Source organism: Agromyces capsici (assembly GCF_058349965.1).
Genome location: NZ_JBYRET010000002.1, coordinates 328,439 through 344,684, shown reverse-complemented (window position 1 = coordinate 344,684; position 16,246 = coordinate 328,439). Strand labels below are relative to the sequence as shown.

Here is a 16,246-nt window from a genome sequence, read left to right as displayed (position 1 = left end):
GCGCGCTCGGTCGGTATTCAGCCGGTACTCGCCTCAGAGCCGGACGTTGACGCCGCCGGCACGGAGTTCGAGACTGCAGTCGTGGGCATTCGCGTGCTCGGCGCATTCGAGATCGACGAAGGACCGCTCAGCCCGCGAGAACGGGCGGTGCTGTCGGTACTGACGCTCCGTCGCGGGGATCCCGTCGCGCCCGACGTGATCGCCGACGCCGTGTGGGGCGAGCACCCACCGGGCACCTGGACCAAGCAGGTGCAGACCGCGATCGTCCGACTCCGGGCGAGGCTCGGCCATTCGGCCATCGCGACCACCTCGATCGGCTATGTGCTCGACATCGACCCCGAGCTGATCGACGCGGTGCGATTCGAGCACGCCGCCCGCCGGGCGGTCGAATCGCGAACACGCGGCGACGCCGAGCGTGCCGTCGACGAATGCCGGCGAGCGCTCTCACTCTGGCGCGGATCACCGTACAGCGCGATCGCGTCCTGGGCTCCGGCCATCATCGAATCGGCGCGTCTGGAGGAGATGCGAAGCACGACGGAGGAGGAACTCGCGGCCGCGCACCTCGATTGCGGCGAGCAGCACAGCGTGGTCGCGAGTGCGGAGGCGCTCGTCCGCGCACAGCCGCTGCGGGAACGCCGGTGGAGCCTGCTGGCAACCGCGCTCTATCGGAGCGGACGGCAGGCCGATGCCCTGGCGGCCCTGCGGGCGGCTCGCCAGCGATTCGCGGATGAACTCGGCATCGAGCCCAGCGCGGAGCTGGTCGCACTGGAACGCGCGATCCTGCAGCAGGACCCCGCGCTCCTGGCGCCGCCACGCGACCTGCAACCGAGCGCCGACTGTCCGTACAAGGGCCTGCATCCCTACGGCGTCGAGGATGACGAGGAGTTCTTCGGTCGCGACGCCGACATCGCCGCGGTACTCGCGAGGCTCGAGCGCGGCCGATTCGTCGGCGTCTCCGGACCCTCCGGGTGCGGGAAGTCATCGCTCGTACTGGCCGGGGTCGTACCGGCCCTCACTCGGCGAGGACTCGGCGTCACGGTCATGACCCCGACCCCCACCATCGCGGCGCAGCTTCGCGACGCGGTCTACAGCGCCCGGAAGGCCGACGTCATCGTCGTCGACCAGCTGGAGGAGCTCTTCCACGGCGGGTTCCCGGCCGACGAGGTGGGCACGGTCTGCGAGCTCATCGCCGTCGCCGCGGCCGATCGGATCGTCGTGGCGACCGTGCGGTCGGACTTCCTCGACCAGTGCACTGCGGAGCCGACCCTCGCACCGCTGCTCGCCGAGGGCGTGCACCTGGTCGGCGCGATGAGCGAGCATGACCTTCGTGCCGTGATCGAGGAACCGGCCGCGCGCGCCGGGCTGCGGCTCGAGCACGGCCTGACCGAACTGATCCTCCGGGATGCCGCGGGTCACAGCACCGCGCTCCCGTTGCTCTCGCACGCGCTCGTCGAGACCTGGCTCCGGCGGGAGGCGCGGGTGCTCACGGTCGCCGGCTACGAGCAGGTCGGAGGGCTGACCGGTGCGATCGCGCAGACCGCGGAGCAACTGTTCGATGAGTTCACCCCCGAGCAACGGGAGGCCTGCCGGTCGACGATGCTGCGGCTCGTCGAGCTGGGTCCAGACGGGCGTCCGATGCGCCGGCACGTCAAGGCCGGCTCGCTGACGGACGACCCAGTGCGCGCGTTCGTCGTGGCCCGACTCACGCGGGCGCGGCTGCTGAGCGCCTCCGACGACACCATCGCGGTCACGCACGAGCTGCTCGCCCTCGCCTGGCCGCGATTGCGCGACTGGCTGGAGGAGGACGCCGAAGGCAACCGCGTCCTCGGCCGGCTGACCGTCGCGGCCGACGCGTGGGAGGCGGACGGTGAGCCGGAGGATGATGTCTACCGAGGCGCCCGGCTCCAGAACGCCCTCGACTGGCGTGCGACAGCGAAGCCCGACCTGACCGCGACCGAGGCGCGATTCCTCGATACTGCCGAGCAGCGTGCCCGTCTCGAGGAGGCGGAGGCCTCCGCCCAACTCGAACGTGATCGACGGCAGAACCGCCGCCTCCGCGTGCTGCTCAGCACCACGGCCGGGCTGCTCGGCGTCTCGCTCCTCGCCACGATCCTGGTCGTGGGCTCGACGCAGGAGGCCGACCGCCAGCGCGAAGCCGCGGTCATCGAGGCGACCGTCAGCACCTCGAAGGCGCTGAGCGAGTCGGAGCCCGACGTCGCGGCGCTCATCGCAGCCGAGGCATATCGGCGCTGGCCCGACGATCCGCGAACCCGGAGCGCCCTGTTGGGACTGTTCACGAGTGCGAACGGATTCCTCGGGAACCAGTACGTGCGGGGGGTCGACTCGATCGACGGGGCGGTGGTCCCGGGCACCGAGCACGCCGTCGTCATCCGGGACGACGAGTCGGCCGTCGTCGTCGACATGGAGTCGGGGCGCACGCTGCGGGAGCTCGACGTCGGTGCGCCGACGGACGGCGAGGGGCCCCCGACACTCGTGCGGGTGAGTGCCGATGGACGCACGGCAGCGATCCAGCGTCCGATCGACTCGTCGGTGGATCCGGAGTCGCTCCCAGGGACCGATCGAGTCGGGAGCTCCGAGTTCCTGCTCGTCGACCTGCCATCGGGGCGCGCGCTGCTCGGTCCGATCCCGCTCGACCGTGCCGTCGGTGCACTCGCCCTGAGCCCGGATGGGAGCTACGCCGCCGTGGCGGATTCGCCTGCACGGTTCGTGATCCGGGTCGCGCTCATCCACCTCGAGTCGGGCGAGGTCCGTCCGGTCGAGGTTCCCCCTCCGGGTGCCGAGATCCTCGAGCCACCCGTGTCCGTCGCCTTCGCACCCGACGGGAGGCTCGTCGTCGGGACGGCTGCGCCACGGCTCTCGGTCGTCGAGCCGGCTTCGGGACGAATCACCTCGACCATTCGCGTGCCCGAGGCCTCGGCGAATGCCGCGATGACGACGACGCTCGACGGGAGGGTGATCGCGAGCGGCGGGAAGGCGATCCTCTCCGTGGATCTCACGACCGGGGAGGTGCTCTGGTCGGAACCGTTCGCGACCGCTCAGTCCGCGCCGTGCCCGTGGCTGGCGGTCGCAGAGCAGCGATCGACGGTCTTCTGCGGGAACCTCTGGGGCGGTCTGGAGGAGCGCTCGCTCGACTCCGGCATGCCGACCGGACGCCGGCTCGACCCGCAGCTCGGCAGGGTCGGTGAGCTCACGGTGTCGTCTGACGGCGACGAGCTCATCGCGATCGGCGCAGGGTCGGCGGCGATCTCGCGGTGGCGGCTCGACGGCTCGGGCCCGATCACGCGGATGATCGCCGCCGGCTCGGTGTCGATCGACGGGTACGACCCGACGGGGACCTCGATCCTCGTCGCGCCTCGGCCATCCGGTGCGAAGAGCGAGTACGACCTGTTCGAGGTCTCGGTGTGGGACCCGAAGGCGGATGTCCCGCGCCTCCGGGTCGACGGCATCAGCCAGTGGGTCCGTTGGGCGGGGGCCGACGCACTGGTCGGCCTGTTCGACGACCCCCAACGGAACGCATACGTCGATGCATCGACGGGAGCGCGGCTCGACGGCGATCCGGTGACGGGTTGGAGTGCCGGCTGGCTCGTCGCGCACGGAAGCCGCCTCTATCTCAGCGGTCTTGCGGGCTACCTCACCCCGATCGACACGGCCACCCGGCTCCACCTCGCGCCCAAGCTGGAGCTGGATGGTTTCGCCACGACGGTCAGCGCGAGTGCGGATGCCTCGATGCTCGCCGTCACCACTGGGCGGAACGGCACGTCGACCACGCGACTGGTCGACACCGCAACGAACCGGCCGATCCCGATGAGGGAGCTCATCGGACCCGACGTCACCGTGATGGCCAGGCCCGGCGAGCTCATCGGGGCCGACGACGACCAACTGGTCCGCTACAGCGTCCCCGAGCTGGAACCGATCGACGCGCTCCCGGCCGTGCACGGCAGCATATTCAGCCTGCAGGTCAGCGACGACCGCCGTACGCTCCTGGCGGGAGCCAGTGATGAGACTGCGACGCTCTACGACCTCGAGGCGGGCATCATGCTCGGCGACCCCATCCGGACCGAATCGCTGTTCGAGGTCCCGCCCTTCCTACGACCCGACGGGCTCGAGCTGCTCGTGAACATGCGGGACGGCATCGCCGTGTGGGACCTCGACCCCGAGGCCCACGTCGCCGCAGCCTGCCGCTTGGCGGGGCGCGACCTCACCCGCGAGGAGTGGGCGACCTACTTCGGCAGCATCGCGGCCTACCGCGCGACGTGCGGCTTCGGTGACGAATGACGCACACGGTGGATACCCGGAGGTATGCGGTCGGTATGCACGGTATGCACCGACGTTGACGCCGCACGTCGAACGGCGAACAATGCAGAGCATGAGCGTGGCGGTCTTCGGCCCGCTCGATCTCGAGGGGGTCTCGCTCAGCCCGAGGGAGCGCACGGTGCTCTCGGCGCTCGTCCTCCGCGCGGGTCGGCCGATCACGACCGACGAGCTCGCCGAGGCCGCCTGGGGCGAGGACCTCCCCGGCACGTGGACGAAGCAGCTGCAGGCGTCGATCGGCCGGCTGCGAGCGGCGATCGGGCGCGACGCCATCGCGACCTCACCGGGCGCGTACACGCTGCGCATCGACCCCGACGCGGTCGATGCCGAACGATTCGAGCGGCTCGCGGCATCCGCTCGAACGCACCTCGACGAGGATCCCGCGCGAGCCCTCGATGCCGCGGAACGCGCGCTCGAGCTGTGGCGCGGGACGCCGTACGCCGACCTCGCATCGTGGCCGCCCGCGATCGTCGAAGCGGAGCGGCTCGACGAGGTGCGCATGGAGCTCGAGGAGATCCGGGTCGACGGGAACCTCCGGCTCGGCGAGCACGCGGCGACCGTGGGAGACGCCGAGCGCCTGGTCCGCGAGGCGCCGTTGCGAGAACGCCGATGGGCGCTCCTCGCCACGGCGCTCTACCGGAGCGGGCGTCAGGCCGACGCGCTCGCTGCCATCCGCGCCGCCCGCGAACGACTCGCCGACGAGCTCGGGGCGGAGCCCGGCGCCGAGCTCACGGAGCTCGAACTCGGAATCCTCCGCCACGACGACGCCCTCGACCTGGGCCAGGCGCCCGCGACCCCGAGCGCCGTCTGCCCCTATCGCGGGCTGCAGCCGTTCGGCGTGGACGACGAGGAGGACTTCTTCGGCCGCGACGCCGACATCCAGGTCGCGTTGGCGCGGCTGGGCAGGTCGCGGTTCCTCGCCGTGTCCGGCGCGTCGGGCAGCGGCAAGTCCTCGCTCGTTCGCGCCGGCGTGGTTCCCGTGCTGCGGCGGCGGGGCGCCCGCGTCGTGATCCTCACGCCGGAGCACGATCTCGACGTGCGGGTCCGCGAGGCCGTCTGGTCGGGCCGGCGCGCCGACGTCGTGGTCGTGGACCAGTTCGAGGAGGTGTTCCATGCCGGCGAGGCCGACATCGATGCCGCCGCGCGGGCGATCTCCGAGGCCGCGGTGACCGGCACCACCGTGATCCTCGTCGTGCGTTCCGACTTCCTCGACGACTGCGCCGGGCATCCCGACCTCGCGCCCCTCGTCGCCGAGGGCGTCCACCTCGTCGGCCCGATGGCGCCGATCGCATTGCGCCAGGCCATCGAGGAACCCGCCCGGCGCGCCGGGCTGCGCCTCGAGCCAGGGCTGGTCGAGCTCATGCTGCGGGATGCCGCGGGCGAGGCCGGCGCGCTCCCCCACCTGTCGCACGCACTCGTCGAGACCTGGCTCCGCCGTGAGGGGGCGACGCTCACGGTCGCCGGATACGAGGCCTCCGGCGGGATTTCGGGCGCGATCGCCCAGTCGGCTGACCGGCTCTACCAGTCGATGGATGCCGAGCAGCGCGTGATGTGCCGCTGGGTCCTGCTCCGGCTCGTGGCGCTGGCACCCGACGGCAGCGCGGTGCGCCGCAGGGTGCCGTCCAAGCCGCTGCGATCGGATGCCGCGCGGGAACAGGTGCTCTCGATGCTCGCCCGCGCGAGGCTGGTGAGCGCGGAGGCCGACGCCGTCGAGGTGGCGCACGAGTCGCTCGCGACGGCGTGGCCGCGGCTCCAGGCGTGGCTCGAGGAGGATGCCGAGGGTACGCGGATCCTGACGGCGTTGGCCGCCGCCGCAGAGGCGTGGAACGCGGCGGATCGCCCCGAGGACGACCTCCTGCGCGGCGCTCGCCTCCAAGCCGCGATCGAGTGGCGCGACGCGGCGCCCCGGGACCTGACCGAGGTCGAGCGGACGTTCCTCGACGCATCCGCCGCCCGCGCCACCGCGGAACGTGCGCAACTCGAGGAACGCGCGCAGCGGGACCGACGGCAGAACCGGCGACTCCGCACGCTGCTCGGCGTCGCGGCGGGCCTGATCGTGCTGCTGGTCGGTGCCGGGTCGGTCGCGGTGGTCTCGTCGCAGGAGGCGAATTCGCAACGGGACAGTGCCACGCTCGAGGCGCTCGTCGGCACCGCGCTGGCGCTACGCGGGTCGGAGCGGGATGTCTCCGCCCTGCTCGCCGCCGAGGCGTATCGGCGGTGGCCCGACGACCCGCGAACCCGATCCGGTCTGATGAGCGTGCTGCAGAGTGCGGGCGGGTTCACCGGCAACGCGATCGTCGCCGCCGACGGCACCGCGTACGGAAGCCTCATCCCCGGCACGGAGGAGGTCCTCCTCGTGACCTCCTCCGGTGACGCCGCGATCCGGGATTCCGTGACGGGCGAGCTCCTCCGGGAACTGGACCTCGGCTTCCAGCCCGGGCAAGTCGGCCCGCGACCGCTCGTCGAGGTGAGCCGCGACGCGCGCATCGGCGCGGTGCTCTGGCCGGTCAGGACGCAACCCGGCGGCGTCACCTGGTACGGCACCTCGCCCCAGTCCGAGCTGGTGGTCTTCGATCTCGGCAGCGGCGAGCGACTCCTCGGACCTCTGCGCATGCAGGCGGGCACCGGCGCCCTCGCCGTGAATGCGGACGGCTCGGTCGTCGCCGTCGCCGACGCCCGAGACGGAGCGGTGACGCTCGTCACGACGGCCGACGAGGTGACGCGCGGCATCGTCGATGAGATGACGTGGCCGCTCGAGCACGACAGCTACGCCGCCGCACTGGCGTTCGATCGCGCGGGCCGCCTGCTCGTCGGCCGCCTGGACGACACGGTGGACGTGGTTGGCGTCGACCGGGCTGAGGTCATCGACCGCCTGGTGGTGCCGGAGCGGTCCGCACACGTCGCGATGACCGTCGCAGATTCCGGCCTGGTCGTCGCCTCCGGGGACCGAAGCGTCATCGCCCTCGAGCCCGACAGCGGACGCGTACGTTGGTCGACCGACGTCCGACAGCTGTATCCCGCGCCGTGCAACTGGATCGCCGTCTCCGAGAGCGTCCAGCGCGTGTACTGCGGTAGCCTCTTCGGGCGCATCGCCGTCTACGACCTGGCGGACGGCAGGCCCCTCCCGGAGGAGGAACTCGGTCCGCTCTACGGCGAGGTGGGCACCATCGACACCAGCGCCGACGGCAACGCCCTCACGGCCATCAGCGGCAGCCATCCGATCGTCTCCAGGTGGCGACTGGACGGGAGCGGGCCCGCGCACCGGATCGTCGCGCCGGGTCGGATGATCGTGGCCCGCTACTCGTTCGAGGGCAGCCTGCTGCCCACGGCGGAACAGCGCCTGGTCACCGAGTTCCCCCAGGTCTGGCACGACGTCACCGTGATCGACACCGCGACCGGCGAGGTCTCGTATCGGTTCGATGACCCGGTGAGCGACGTGGGATGGGCCGGCGAGCGACGGATCCACGCGAGATGGGAGGCCGACGACCTGGTCCGCATCATCGACCTCTCCACGGGACTGCAGGTCGGGGACGAGCTTTGGAACGCGGCGAGCCTGTGGCCCTCGCTCGACGGCAGCCGGCTGCACCTGGTGCGGACTGACGGGCGGATCCAGGAGGTCGACCCGCGGAGCGGGCGCCGGATCGGCGCTCCGTGGAGCGTCGAGGGCTTTCCGATCTGGTTGTCGGGCTCCCCCGACGGGTCGCGGGTCGCCGTCGCCCACTGGAGTGACGGGCTCGCGAGCGAAGCCGCCGACACCACGAGGAGCCGACAGCGGGGGACGTATCTTGCGATCCTCGATGCGGTGGACCACGAGCTGCTCTCGGACCAGGCCTTGGCGCTCAACGCGCACGTCCTCCTCGACGACGGCGATCTGATCGTGCTGGAGGACAACCGGATGGGCCGCTTCCAGACCGACCCGTTCACCCGTGTCGGCACCGTTCCCGGCGCCGCGGGCGGCTTGATGTTCCCCACCCTCAGTCGGGATGCCCGGACGCTCCTCGTGCTCGCCGCAGACGGATCGGCGCTGATCTACGACGCGCCCACCGGCACGCGCCTCGGGGAACCGCTGCGAACCGACCCTCGGACCCTCGCCATCTCCGTCGTTCGACCGGACGGCCGGGAGTTGGCCGTCTCGACTCCGCGGGGCGTGGCCGTGTGGGACCTCAGCCCCGAGCACCAATTCCAGGACGTCTGCCGGCTGGCCGGCCGCGACCTCACCGAGAGCGAGTGGCGGACGTACCTCGGCGATCTCGGGCCCCCGCAGAGCACGTGCGGCTTCGGGAAGCCGAACTGACCGGCCTTCGGCCCGCCGCGACCGACGAGTGAGACGCCGACGGCGGGGCCGGCCGGAGCCGACCCCGCCGTGCGGGTGGAGCGGATGGTGCGAAAGCGTCGCGACTAGCGAGCGACCTCGCCGTCCACGTAGTCGTCCTCGTCGACCTGGGTCCACGAGAAGAGCTTGCGGAGGTCGCGGCCGGTGGTCTCGATCGGGTGACCCTGGCCCTTCTCGCGGAGCTCGAGGAACTCCTTGGCGCCGTTGTCCTGGTCGTCGATGAAGCGCTTCGCGAACGCGCCCGACTGGATGTCGGCGAGCACGGCCTGCATGTTCTCCTTGACGTGCGGGTCGATGACGCGCGGGCCCGAGACGTAGTCGCCGTACTCGGCCGTGTCGGAGACCGACCAGCGCTGCTTGGAGATGCCGCCCTCCCACATGAGGTCGACGATGAGCTTGAGCTCGTGGAGCACCTCGAAGTAGGCGATCTCGGGCTGGTAGCCGGCCTCGGTGAGGGTCTCGAAGCCGTACTGCACGAGCTGCGAGACGCCGCCGCAGAGCACGGCCTGCTCGCCGAACAGGTCGGTCTCGGTCTCTTCGGTGAACGTCGTCTTGATGACGCCGGCGCGCGTGCCGCCGATGGCCTTGGCGTACGACTTGGCGAGGTCCCACGCGGTGCCCGAGGCGTCCTGCTCGACCGCGATGATGTCGGGGATGCCGCGGCCCGCGACGAACTCGCGGCGCACCGTGTGGCCGGGCGCCTTCGGCGCGACGAGGATCACGTCGACGCCCTCGGGTGCCTCGATGTAGCCGAAGCGCACGTTGAAGCCGTGGCCGAACACGAGGGTCTTGCCCGCGGCCAGGTTGTCCTTGACGGAGTCGGCGTAGATGTGGCGCTGGAACTGGTCGGGCGCGAGGATGACGACGACGTCGGCCCACGCCGCGGCGTCGGCGACGTTCTTGACCTCGAAGCCGGCCTCCTCGGCCTTGGGCTTGGACTTGGAGTCGTCCTTCAGGCCGATGACGACCTGGACGCCCGAGTCGCGGAGGTTCTGCGCGTGCGCGTGGCCCTGCGAGCCGTAGCCGATGACGGCGACCTTCTTGCCCTGGATGAGCGAGAGGTCGGCGTCCTTGTCGTAGTAGATCTCAGCCATGTTGCGGTTCTTTCTCCTTGTGATGGGTTCTTTGAGCCGGATGTCGCGACGCGCGCCGCGGCATCCGGAATCAGCTCTTGAAGACGCGTTCGGTGATCGACTTGCCGCCGCGGCCGATCGCGAGGAGACCCGACTGCGCGATCTCCTTGATGCCGTACGGCTCGAGGACCTTCAGCAGCGCGGTGGTCTTGCCGGAGTCGCCCGTGACCTCGATCACGAGCGCATCGGTCGAGACGTCGACGACACGGGCCCGGAAGAGGTTCACGGCCTCGAGCACCGCCGAGCGCGTCGTGTTGTCGACGCGCACCTTGATGAGCAGGTGCTCGCGCTGGACCGACTGGGTCGGGTCGAGCTCGACGATCTTGATGACGTTGACGAGCTTGTTCAGCTGCTTGGTGACCTGCTCGAGCGGGAGGTCCTCGACGTCGACGACGACGGTGATGCGGGAGAGGCCGTCGATCTCGGAGTGGCCGACCGCGAGCGACTCGATGTTGAAGCCGCGGCGCGCGAACAGGCCGGCGACGCGCGTGAGCAGGCCGGGCTTGTCCTCGACGAGGAGGGAGAGCACGTGGGTCGACATGTTCAGTCCTCCTGGCTGAAGGCCGGCGAGTGGTCGCGGGCGTACTGGATGTAGGAGTTGGAGACGCCCTGCGGCACCATCGGCCACACCATCGCGTCGGCGGAGACGACGAAGTCGATCACGACAGGACGGTCGTTGGTCTCGAGCGCGAGCTTGATGGCCGCGTCGACCTCCTCCTCCTTCGTCACCCGGATGCCGAGCGCGCCGTAGGCCTCGGCCATCTTCACGAAGTCGGGCACGCGCGCAGTGTCGTGGCCCGTGTTCAGGTCGGTGTTGGAGTAGCGGCCGTCGTAGAACAGGGTCTGCCACTGGCGCACCATGCCGAGCGAGGAGTTGTTGATGACCGCGACCTTGATCGGGATCTCGTTGAGCGTGCAGGTCGCGAGCTCCTGGTTGGTCATCTGGAAGCAGCCGTCGCCGTCGATCGCCCACACGACCCGGTTCGGCTCGGCGACCTTGGCGCCCATCGCGGCGGGGACCGCGTAGCCCATGGTGCCGGCGCCGCCGGAGTTCAGCCACGAGTTCGGGCGCTCGTACTTGATGAACTGGGCGGCCCACATCTGGTGCTGGCCGACGCCCGCGGCGTAGACGCCCTCGGGGCCGGTGAGCTCGCCGATGCGCTGGATCACGTACTGCGGCGCGAGGAGCCCGTCGGACGGCTGCGTGTAGCCGAGCGGGAACTCGGAGCGAAGCCCGTCGAGCGTGGCCCACCAGTCGGCGATGTCGGGCGCGGTCTGCTTCGTGACCTCGCGGTACGCCGCGAGCAGGTCGACGAGCACGTCCTTCGCGTCGCCCACGATCGGCACGTCGGCCGCGCGGATCTTGCCGATCTCGGCGGGGTCGATGTCGACGTGCACGACCTTCGCGTCAGGTGCGAACAGGGCCGCCTTGCCCGTGACGCGGTCGTCGAACCGGGCGCCGAGTGTGATGAGCAGGTCGGACTCCTGCAGGGCGAGCACCGCGGGGACGGTGCCGTGCATGCCCGGCATACCGAGGTGCTGCGGGTGCGAGTCGGGGAACGCGCCGCGAGCCATGAGCGTGGTCACGACGGGGGCGCCGGTCGCCTCGGCGAACGCCGCGAGCTCGTCGGACGCGCCGGCGCGGATGATGCCGCCGCCGACGTACAGCACGGGTCGCTTGGCCTCGGCGATCAGCTGGGCCGCGGCGAGCACCTGCTTGCCGTGCGCCTTGGTGATCGGACGGTAGCCGGGCAGGTCGAGCTTCGGCGGCCAGACGAACGGGGCCGTGGCCTGCTGCGCGTCCTTCGTGATGTCGACGAGCACGGGGCCCGGGCGGCCGGTCGTGGCGATGTGCACCGCCGCGGCGATCGTGGCCGGGATCTCCTCGGCCCGCTTGACGAGGAACGAGTGCTTCGTGATCGGCATCGTGATGCCGACGATGTCGGCCTCCTGGAACGCGTCGGTGCCCATGAGGTTCGAGAACACCTGGCCGGTGATCGCGAGGAAGGGCACCGAATCCATGTGCGCGTCGGCGATCGCCGTCACGAGGTTGGTGGCGCCGGGGCCGGAGGTCGCGATCGCGACCCCGAGCTTGCCCGACGACGACGCGTAGCCCTCGGCGGCATGGCCGGCGCCCTGCTCGTGGCGGACCAGGATGTGGCGGAGGCGCCGGCTGTCGAGCAGCGGGTCGTAGACGGGGAGGATCGCGCCGCCGGGCAGCCCGAAGACGTCGGTGATGCCGATGAGCTCGAGCGAGCGCACGACGGCCTCGGCTCCGGTGAGCATCTCGGGGCTGCCGTGCGCTTGCGACTGCGACAGGGTGGCGGGCGATGGCACGGGACTGGATTCCGTGGTCATTCGATTCCTGTTCATGGTGACGGTGTGTTCGGGACAGGCGAACGCCTAGCCCGTGGTCGCGCCTTCGGCTGCGGAGCGCACGAGCTTGGAGTACTTCGCGAGGACGCCTCGGGTGTAGCGCGGAGGAAGCGGAGCCCAGCCTTCGCGGCGGGCTGCCAGCTCGGCCTCGTCGACCAGTAGGTCGATGGAACGAGCCGCGATATCGACCCGAATCAGATCACCATCGCGCACCAGGGCGATCGGACCTTCGTCCACCGCCTCGGGTGCCAGATGGCCGATGCACAGGCCGGTTGTGCCGCCTGAGAATCGACCGTCCGTCAAGAGTAGTACATCTTTTCCGAGCCCAGCGCCCTTGATGGCGGCGGTGATGGCGAGCATCTCGCGCATGCCGGGACCGCCCTTCGGCCCTTCGTAGCGGATGACGACCACGTCGCCGTGCTTGATCTCGCCCGCCGTGAGCGCATCCATTGCGGCGCGCTCGCGCTCGAACACGCGCGCGGGGCCCTCGAACGTGGCGGCGTCGAATCCGGCGGTCTTGACGACCGCACCCTCGGGGGCGAGCGAGCCGTGCAGGATCGTGAGGCCGCCGGTCTCGTGGATCGGGTTGTCGAGCGTGCGGAGCACCTCGCCGTCGAGCGCGGGGATGTCCATCTCGGCGAGGTTCTCGGCGAGGGTCTTCCCCGTGACGGTGAGCGCGTCGCCGTGCATGAGCCCCGCGTCGAGCAGCGCCTTCATGAGCACGGGCAGGCCGCCACGGCGGTCGACGTCGTTCATGACGTACTTGCCGAACGGCTTGAGGTCGCCGATGTGCGGCACCTTCGAGCCGATGCGGTTGAAGTCGTCGAGGGTGAGCTCGACCTCGGCCTCGCGTGCGATCGCGAGCAGGTGCAGCACGATGTTCGTCGAGCCGCCGAGCGCCATGCCGACCGCGATGGCGTTCTCGAACGCCTTCTTGGTGAGGATCTGGCGCGCCGTGATGCCGGTCTTCAGCAGGTTCACGACCGCCTCGCCCGAGCGGTGCGCGTAGTAGTCGCGGCGACGGTCGGCCGACGCGGGCGACGCCGAGCCCGGGAGCGAGAGTCCCAGCGCCTCGGCGACCGAGGCCATGGTGTTCGCGGTGTACATGCCGCCGCAGGCGCCCTCGCCGGGCGCGAAGGCGCACTCGATGCGCTTGGCGTCGGCCTCGCTCATCTTGCCGGCCTTGACCGCGCCGACCGCCTCGAACGAGTCGATGATGGTGATGTCCTTCTCGGTGCCGTCCTCGAGGCGCACCCAGCCCGGCGCGATCGAGCCGGCGTAGAGGAACACCGAGGCGAGGTCGAGGCGGGCCGCGGCCATGAGCATGCCCGGGATGGACTTGTCGCAGCCGGCGAGCAGGACCGAGCCGTCGAGGCGCTCGGCCTGCATGACGACCTCGACGGAGTCGGCGATGACCTCGCGCGAGACGAGGGAGAAATGCATGCCCTCGTGACCCATCGAGATGCCGTCGGAGACCGAGACGGTGCCGAACTGCAGCGGGTAGCCGCCGCCGGCGTGCACGCCCTCCTTCGCCGCCTGCGCGAGGCGGGCGAGTGAGAGGTTGCACGGCGTGATCTCGTTCCACGAGCTCGCGATGCCGACCTGCGGCTTGTCCCAGTCGGTATCGCCCATGCCGACCGCGCGGAGCATGCCCCGGCTGGTGGTGGCCTCGATGCCATCCGTGACGACGCGACTGCGGGGCTTGGGATCGATCTCCGACATATCGTCGAGTCTAGGGGCCGTCAGGCACCGGTTTCGCCGTCGCCGACCGCGCTCAGCGGGCGGCGTCGCGCGCGTCGGCGAGCAGCTCGAGCAGCTCGGCGACGTCGTCGGGACCGCGCAGGCGGTACGCCGCGATCGACTTTCCCTGCCCGACCTTGACGCCGACGTCGTCGGTGTCGAGCGTGGCGAACGCGTCTTCGTCGGTCACGTCGTCGCCGACGTAGAGCACCGCATCGGCACCCGCGTGCTGACGGAGCCGCGTGAGCGCCTCGCCCTTGTCGCTCGCGCGCACCGCGAACTCGAGCACGTTCTTGCCGCTGCGAGTAGCGAGCCCGGGCAGGGCCGCCTCGACGCGCTCGCGCGCCGCGCGCTGCAGCGCGGCGCCCGCGGTCGCGCCGAGCTTGCGCGTGTGGAGGGCGATGCCGGCGGGCTTGCGCTCGACCCAGGCGCCGTCGGACGCGGAGGCCGCATCCTCGACGATCTCGATGAGCTGCTCGAGGCGCGTGAGCTCGCCCTCGCGCAGGTCGAGCGTGACGCCGGTGCCTGCCTCGAGCTGGAGCTCGACGCCGTGCGAGCCGCTCAGCAGCGCGGCGACGGGCGGCGCCGCGACATCCTTCAGGCTGTCGAGCGCCCGGCCCGAGACGAGCGCGACGCGCGTGTCCTCCGCGTCGGCGAGCCGCTCGATCGCGGCTCGGGCCCGCTCAGTCGCGCGGGCCTGCTCGGGCCGGTCGACGAGCGGGGCGAGCGTGCCGTCGAAGTCGAGCGCGACGAGCAGCCGTTCGACCTCGGCGATCCGGCCGACCGCCGCGCGCAGCGGGTCGGGCACGCCGGGCGAGATGACGCCGGTGCCGGTGAGGGTCTCGAGGAAGGTCGCCGACCAGTTCGCGACGTCGTTCTCCTTCACGCGCTTGCGGAGCAGGCGCATGCGACGCGCCCGTTCCCGCTTGGACATGCGCGAGGCCTCGACCATCGCGTCCTTCAGGCCCTCGATGTCGTGCGGGTTCACGAGGATCGCCTGACGGAGCTCGTCGGACGCGCCGGTGAACTCGCTGAGCACCAGTACGCCGTCGTCGTCGTAGCGGCTCGCGACGTACTCCTTGGCGACGAGGTTCATGCCGTCGCGCAGCGCCGTGACGAGCATCACGTCTGCCGCGAGGTAGAGCGCGGCCATCTCCTCGCGTGGGTAGCCGTGGTGCAGGTACGAGATCGCCGGATGTCCCAGGGTGGAGTGGTCGCCGTTGAGGCGGCCGACCAGCAGCTCGATCTCGTCGCGCAGCTGGCGGTACGTTGCGACGCGCTCGCGCGACGGGCTCGCGACCTGAACGAGCGTGGCCTGCTCGACGGAGAGCCGGCCGTCGCGCAGCAGTTCGCCGAACGCCTTGATTCGGTGCCGGATGCCCTTGGTGTAGTCGAGCCGGTCGACGCCGAGCATGACGACGTCGGGGTCGCCCAGGCTCGAGCGGATCTCCCGCGCGCGTTCCTGGACCTCGGGCCGGCGCGCGAGTTGCTCGAACGCGGCGGCGTCGATCGAGATCGGGAAGTGCCGAGCGACGACATGACGCACGCCGTCGCCCTCGGGGACCTCGATCACGGTGCCGCGAGTGCGGTAGCCGAACAGCCGGCGCACCGCGCGAGAGAAGTTGCCGGCGTCGGCCGCGCGCTGGAAGCCGATGACGTCGGCGCCGAGGAGGCCGTCGACGACCTGCCGCCGCCAGGGCAGCTGCGAGTAGATGCCGTAGGCGGGGAACGGGATGTGGTTGAAGAACCCGATCACGAGGTCGGGCCGGATCTCGCGGAGCATGCGCGGCACGAGCTGCAGCTGGTAGTCCTGCACCCAGACGACGCCGCCCTCGGCGGCGGCGCCCGCGGCGGCCTCGGCGAACCGCCGGTTGACGCGCACGTACGCCTCCCACCACTCGCGGTGGAACTGCGGCGGTGCGATGACGTCATGGTAGAGCGGCCAGAGGGTGTCGTTGGAGAAGCCCTCGTAGTACTCCTCGATCTCGTCTGCCGAGAGCGGGACGGGGATGATCGAGATGCCCTCGTGCTCGAACGGCGCGAACTCGTGGTCGGCGACGCCGGTCCAGCCGACCCAGGCGCCGTCGGCGGCGCGCATCACGGGTTCGAGGGCGGTGACGAGGCCGCCGGGCGAGACCCTCCAGCGCGTGTCGTCGCCCTCCCCTCCGACGTAGTCGACGGGGAGTCGGTTCGAGACGACGACCATGTCGTAGACGTGGTCGGCGTGCTGGTCGTCTGAGTCGGTGGCGGGCTTCACGTCGTCGGTCCTCCTCGCGGACGGCTCGGGATTCAGGCTAACAGTCCCCACAGGTCCCACCCGGTGCCCAGCCTT

At 71.0% G+C, this 16,246-nt stretch carries 7 protein-coding genes; 2 read left to right on the top strand and 5 right to left on the bottom strand.

Going from position 1 to position 16,246, the window contains the following annotated elements:
* Positions 1 to 81: 81 nt before the first annotated feature.
* On the top strand, positions 82 to 4,296 hold the full coding sequence (locus AC3RKB_RS15435) for an nSTAND1 domain-containing NTPase (RefSeq protein ID WP_491437138.1): 4,215 nt from the start codon (positions 82 to 84) through the stop codon (positions 4,294 to 4,296).
* Between the two features lie 91 nt (positions 4,297 to 4,387).
* Entirely contained in the window at positions 4,388 to 8,626 is a 4,239-nt protein-coding gene (locus AC3RKB_RS15430; protein ID WP_491437137.1) for an nSTAND1 domain-containing NTPase, read from the top strand.
* Between the two features lie 104 nt (positions 8,627 to 8,730).
* Here AC3RKB_RS15430 and ilvC read toward each other — a convergent pair whose 3' ends face one another.
* The 5 genes from ilvC to AC3RKB_RS15405 form a co-directional block, all read right to left on the bottom strand.
* Complete coding sequence (gene ilvC, locus AC3RKB_RS15425) at positions 8,731 to 9,759, bottom strand: ketol-acid reductoisomerase (RefSeq protein WP_491437136.1); 1,029 nt, start codon at positions 9,757 to 9,759, stop codon at positions 8,731 to 8,733.
* A gap of 70 nt (positions 9,760 to 9,829) precedes the next feature.
* Positions 9,830 to 10,339 (bottom strand): acetolactate synthase small subunit, encoded by a 510-nt coding sequence (ilvN, locus tag AC3RKB_RS15420; RefSeq protein ID WP_465543369.1) that lies wholly within the window; start codon positions 10,337 to 10,339, stop codon positions 9,830 to 9,832.
* Between the two features lie 2 nt (positions 10,340 to 10,341).
* Positions 10,342 to 12,156: an acetolactate synthase large subunit gene (locus tag AC3RKB_RS15415; RefSeq protein WP_491437135.1), complete on the bottom strand. Its 1,815-nt coding sequence runs from the start codon at positions 12,154 to 12,156 to the stop codon at positions 10,342 to 10,344.
* 45 nt (positions 12,157 to 12,201) lie between these two features.
* On the bottom strand, positions 12,202 to 13,896 hold the full coding sequence (ilvD, locus tag AC3RKB_RS15410; protein WP_491437134.1) for a dihydroxy-acid dehydratase: 1,695 nt from the start codon (positions 13,894 to 13,896) through the stop codon (positions 12,202 to 12,204).
* A 52-nt stretch (positions 13,897 to 13,948) separates the two neighbouring features.
* Entirely contained in the window at positions 13,949 to 16,207 is a 2,259-nt protein-coding gene (locus AC3RKB_RS15405; RefSeq protein WP_491437860.1) for a bifunctional alpha,alpha-trehalose-phosphate synthase (UDP-forming)/trehalose-phosphatase, read from the bottom strand.
* Positions 16,208 to 16,246: the final 39 nt, after the last annotated feature.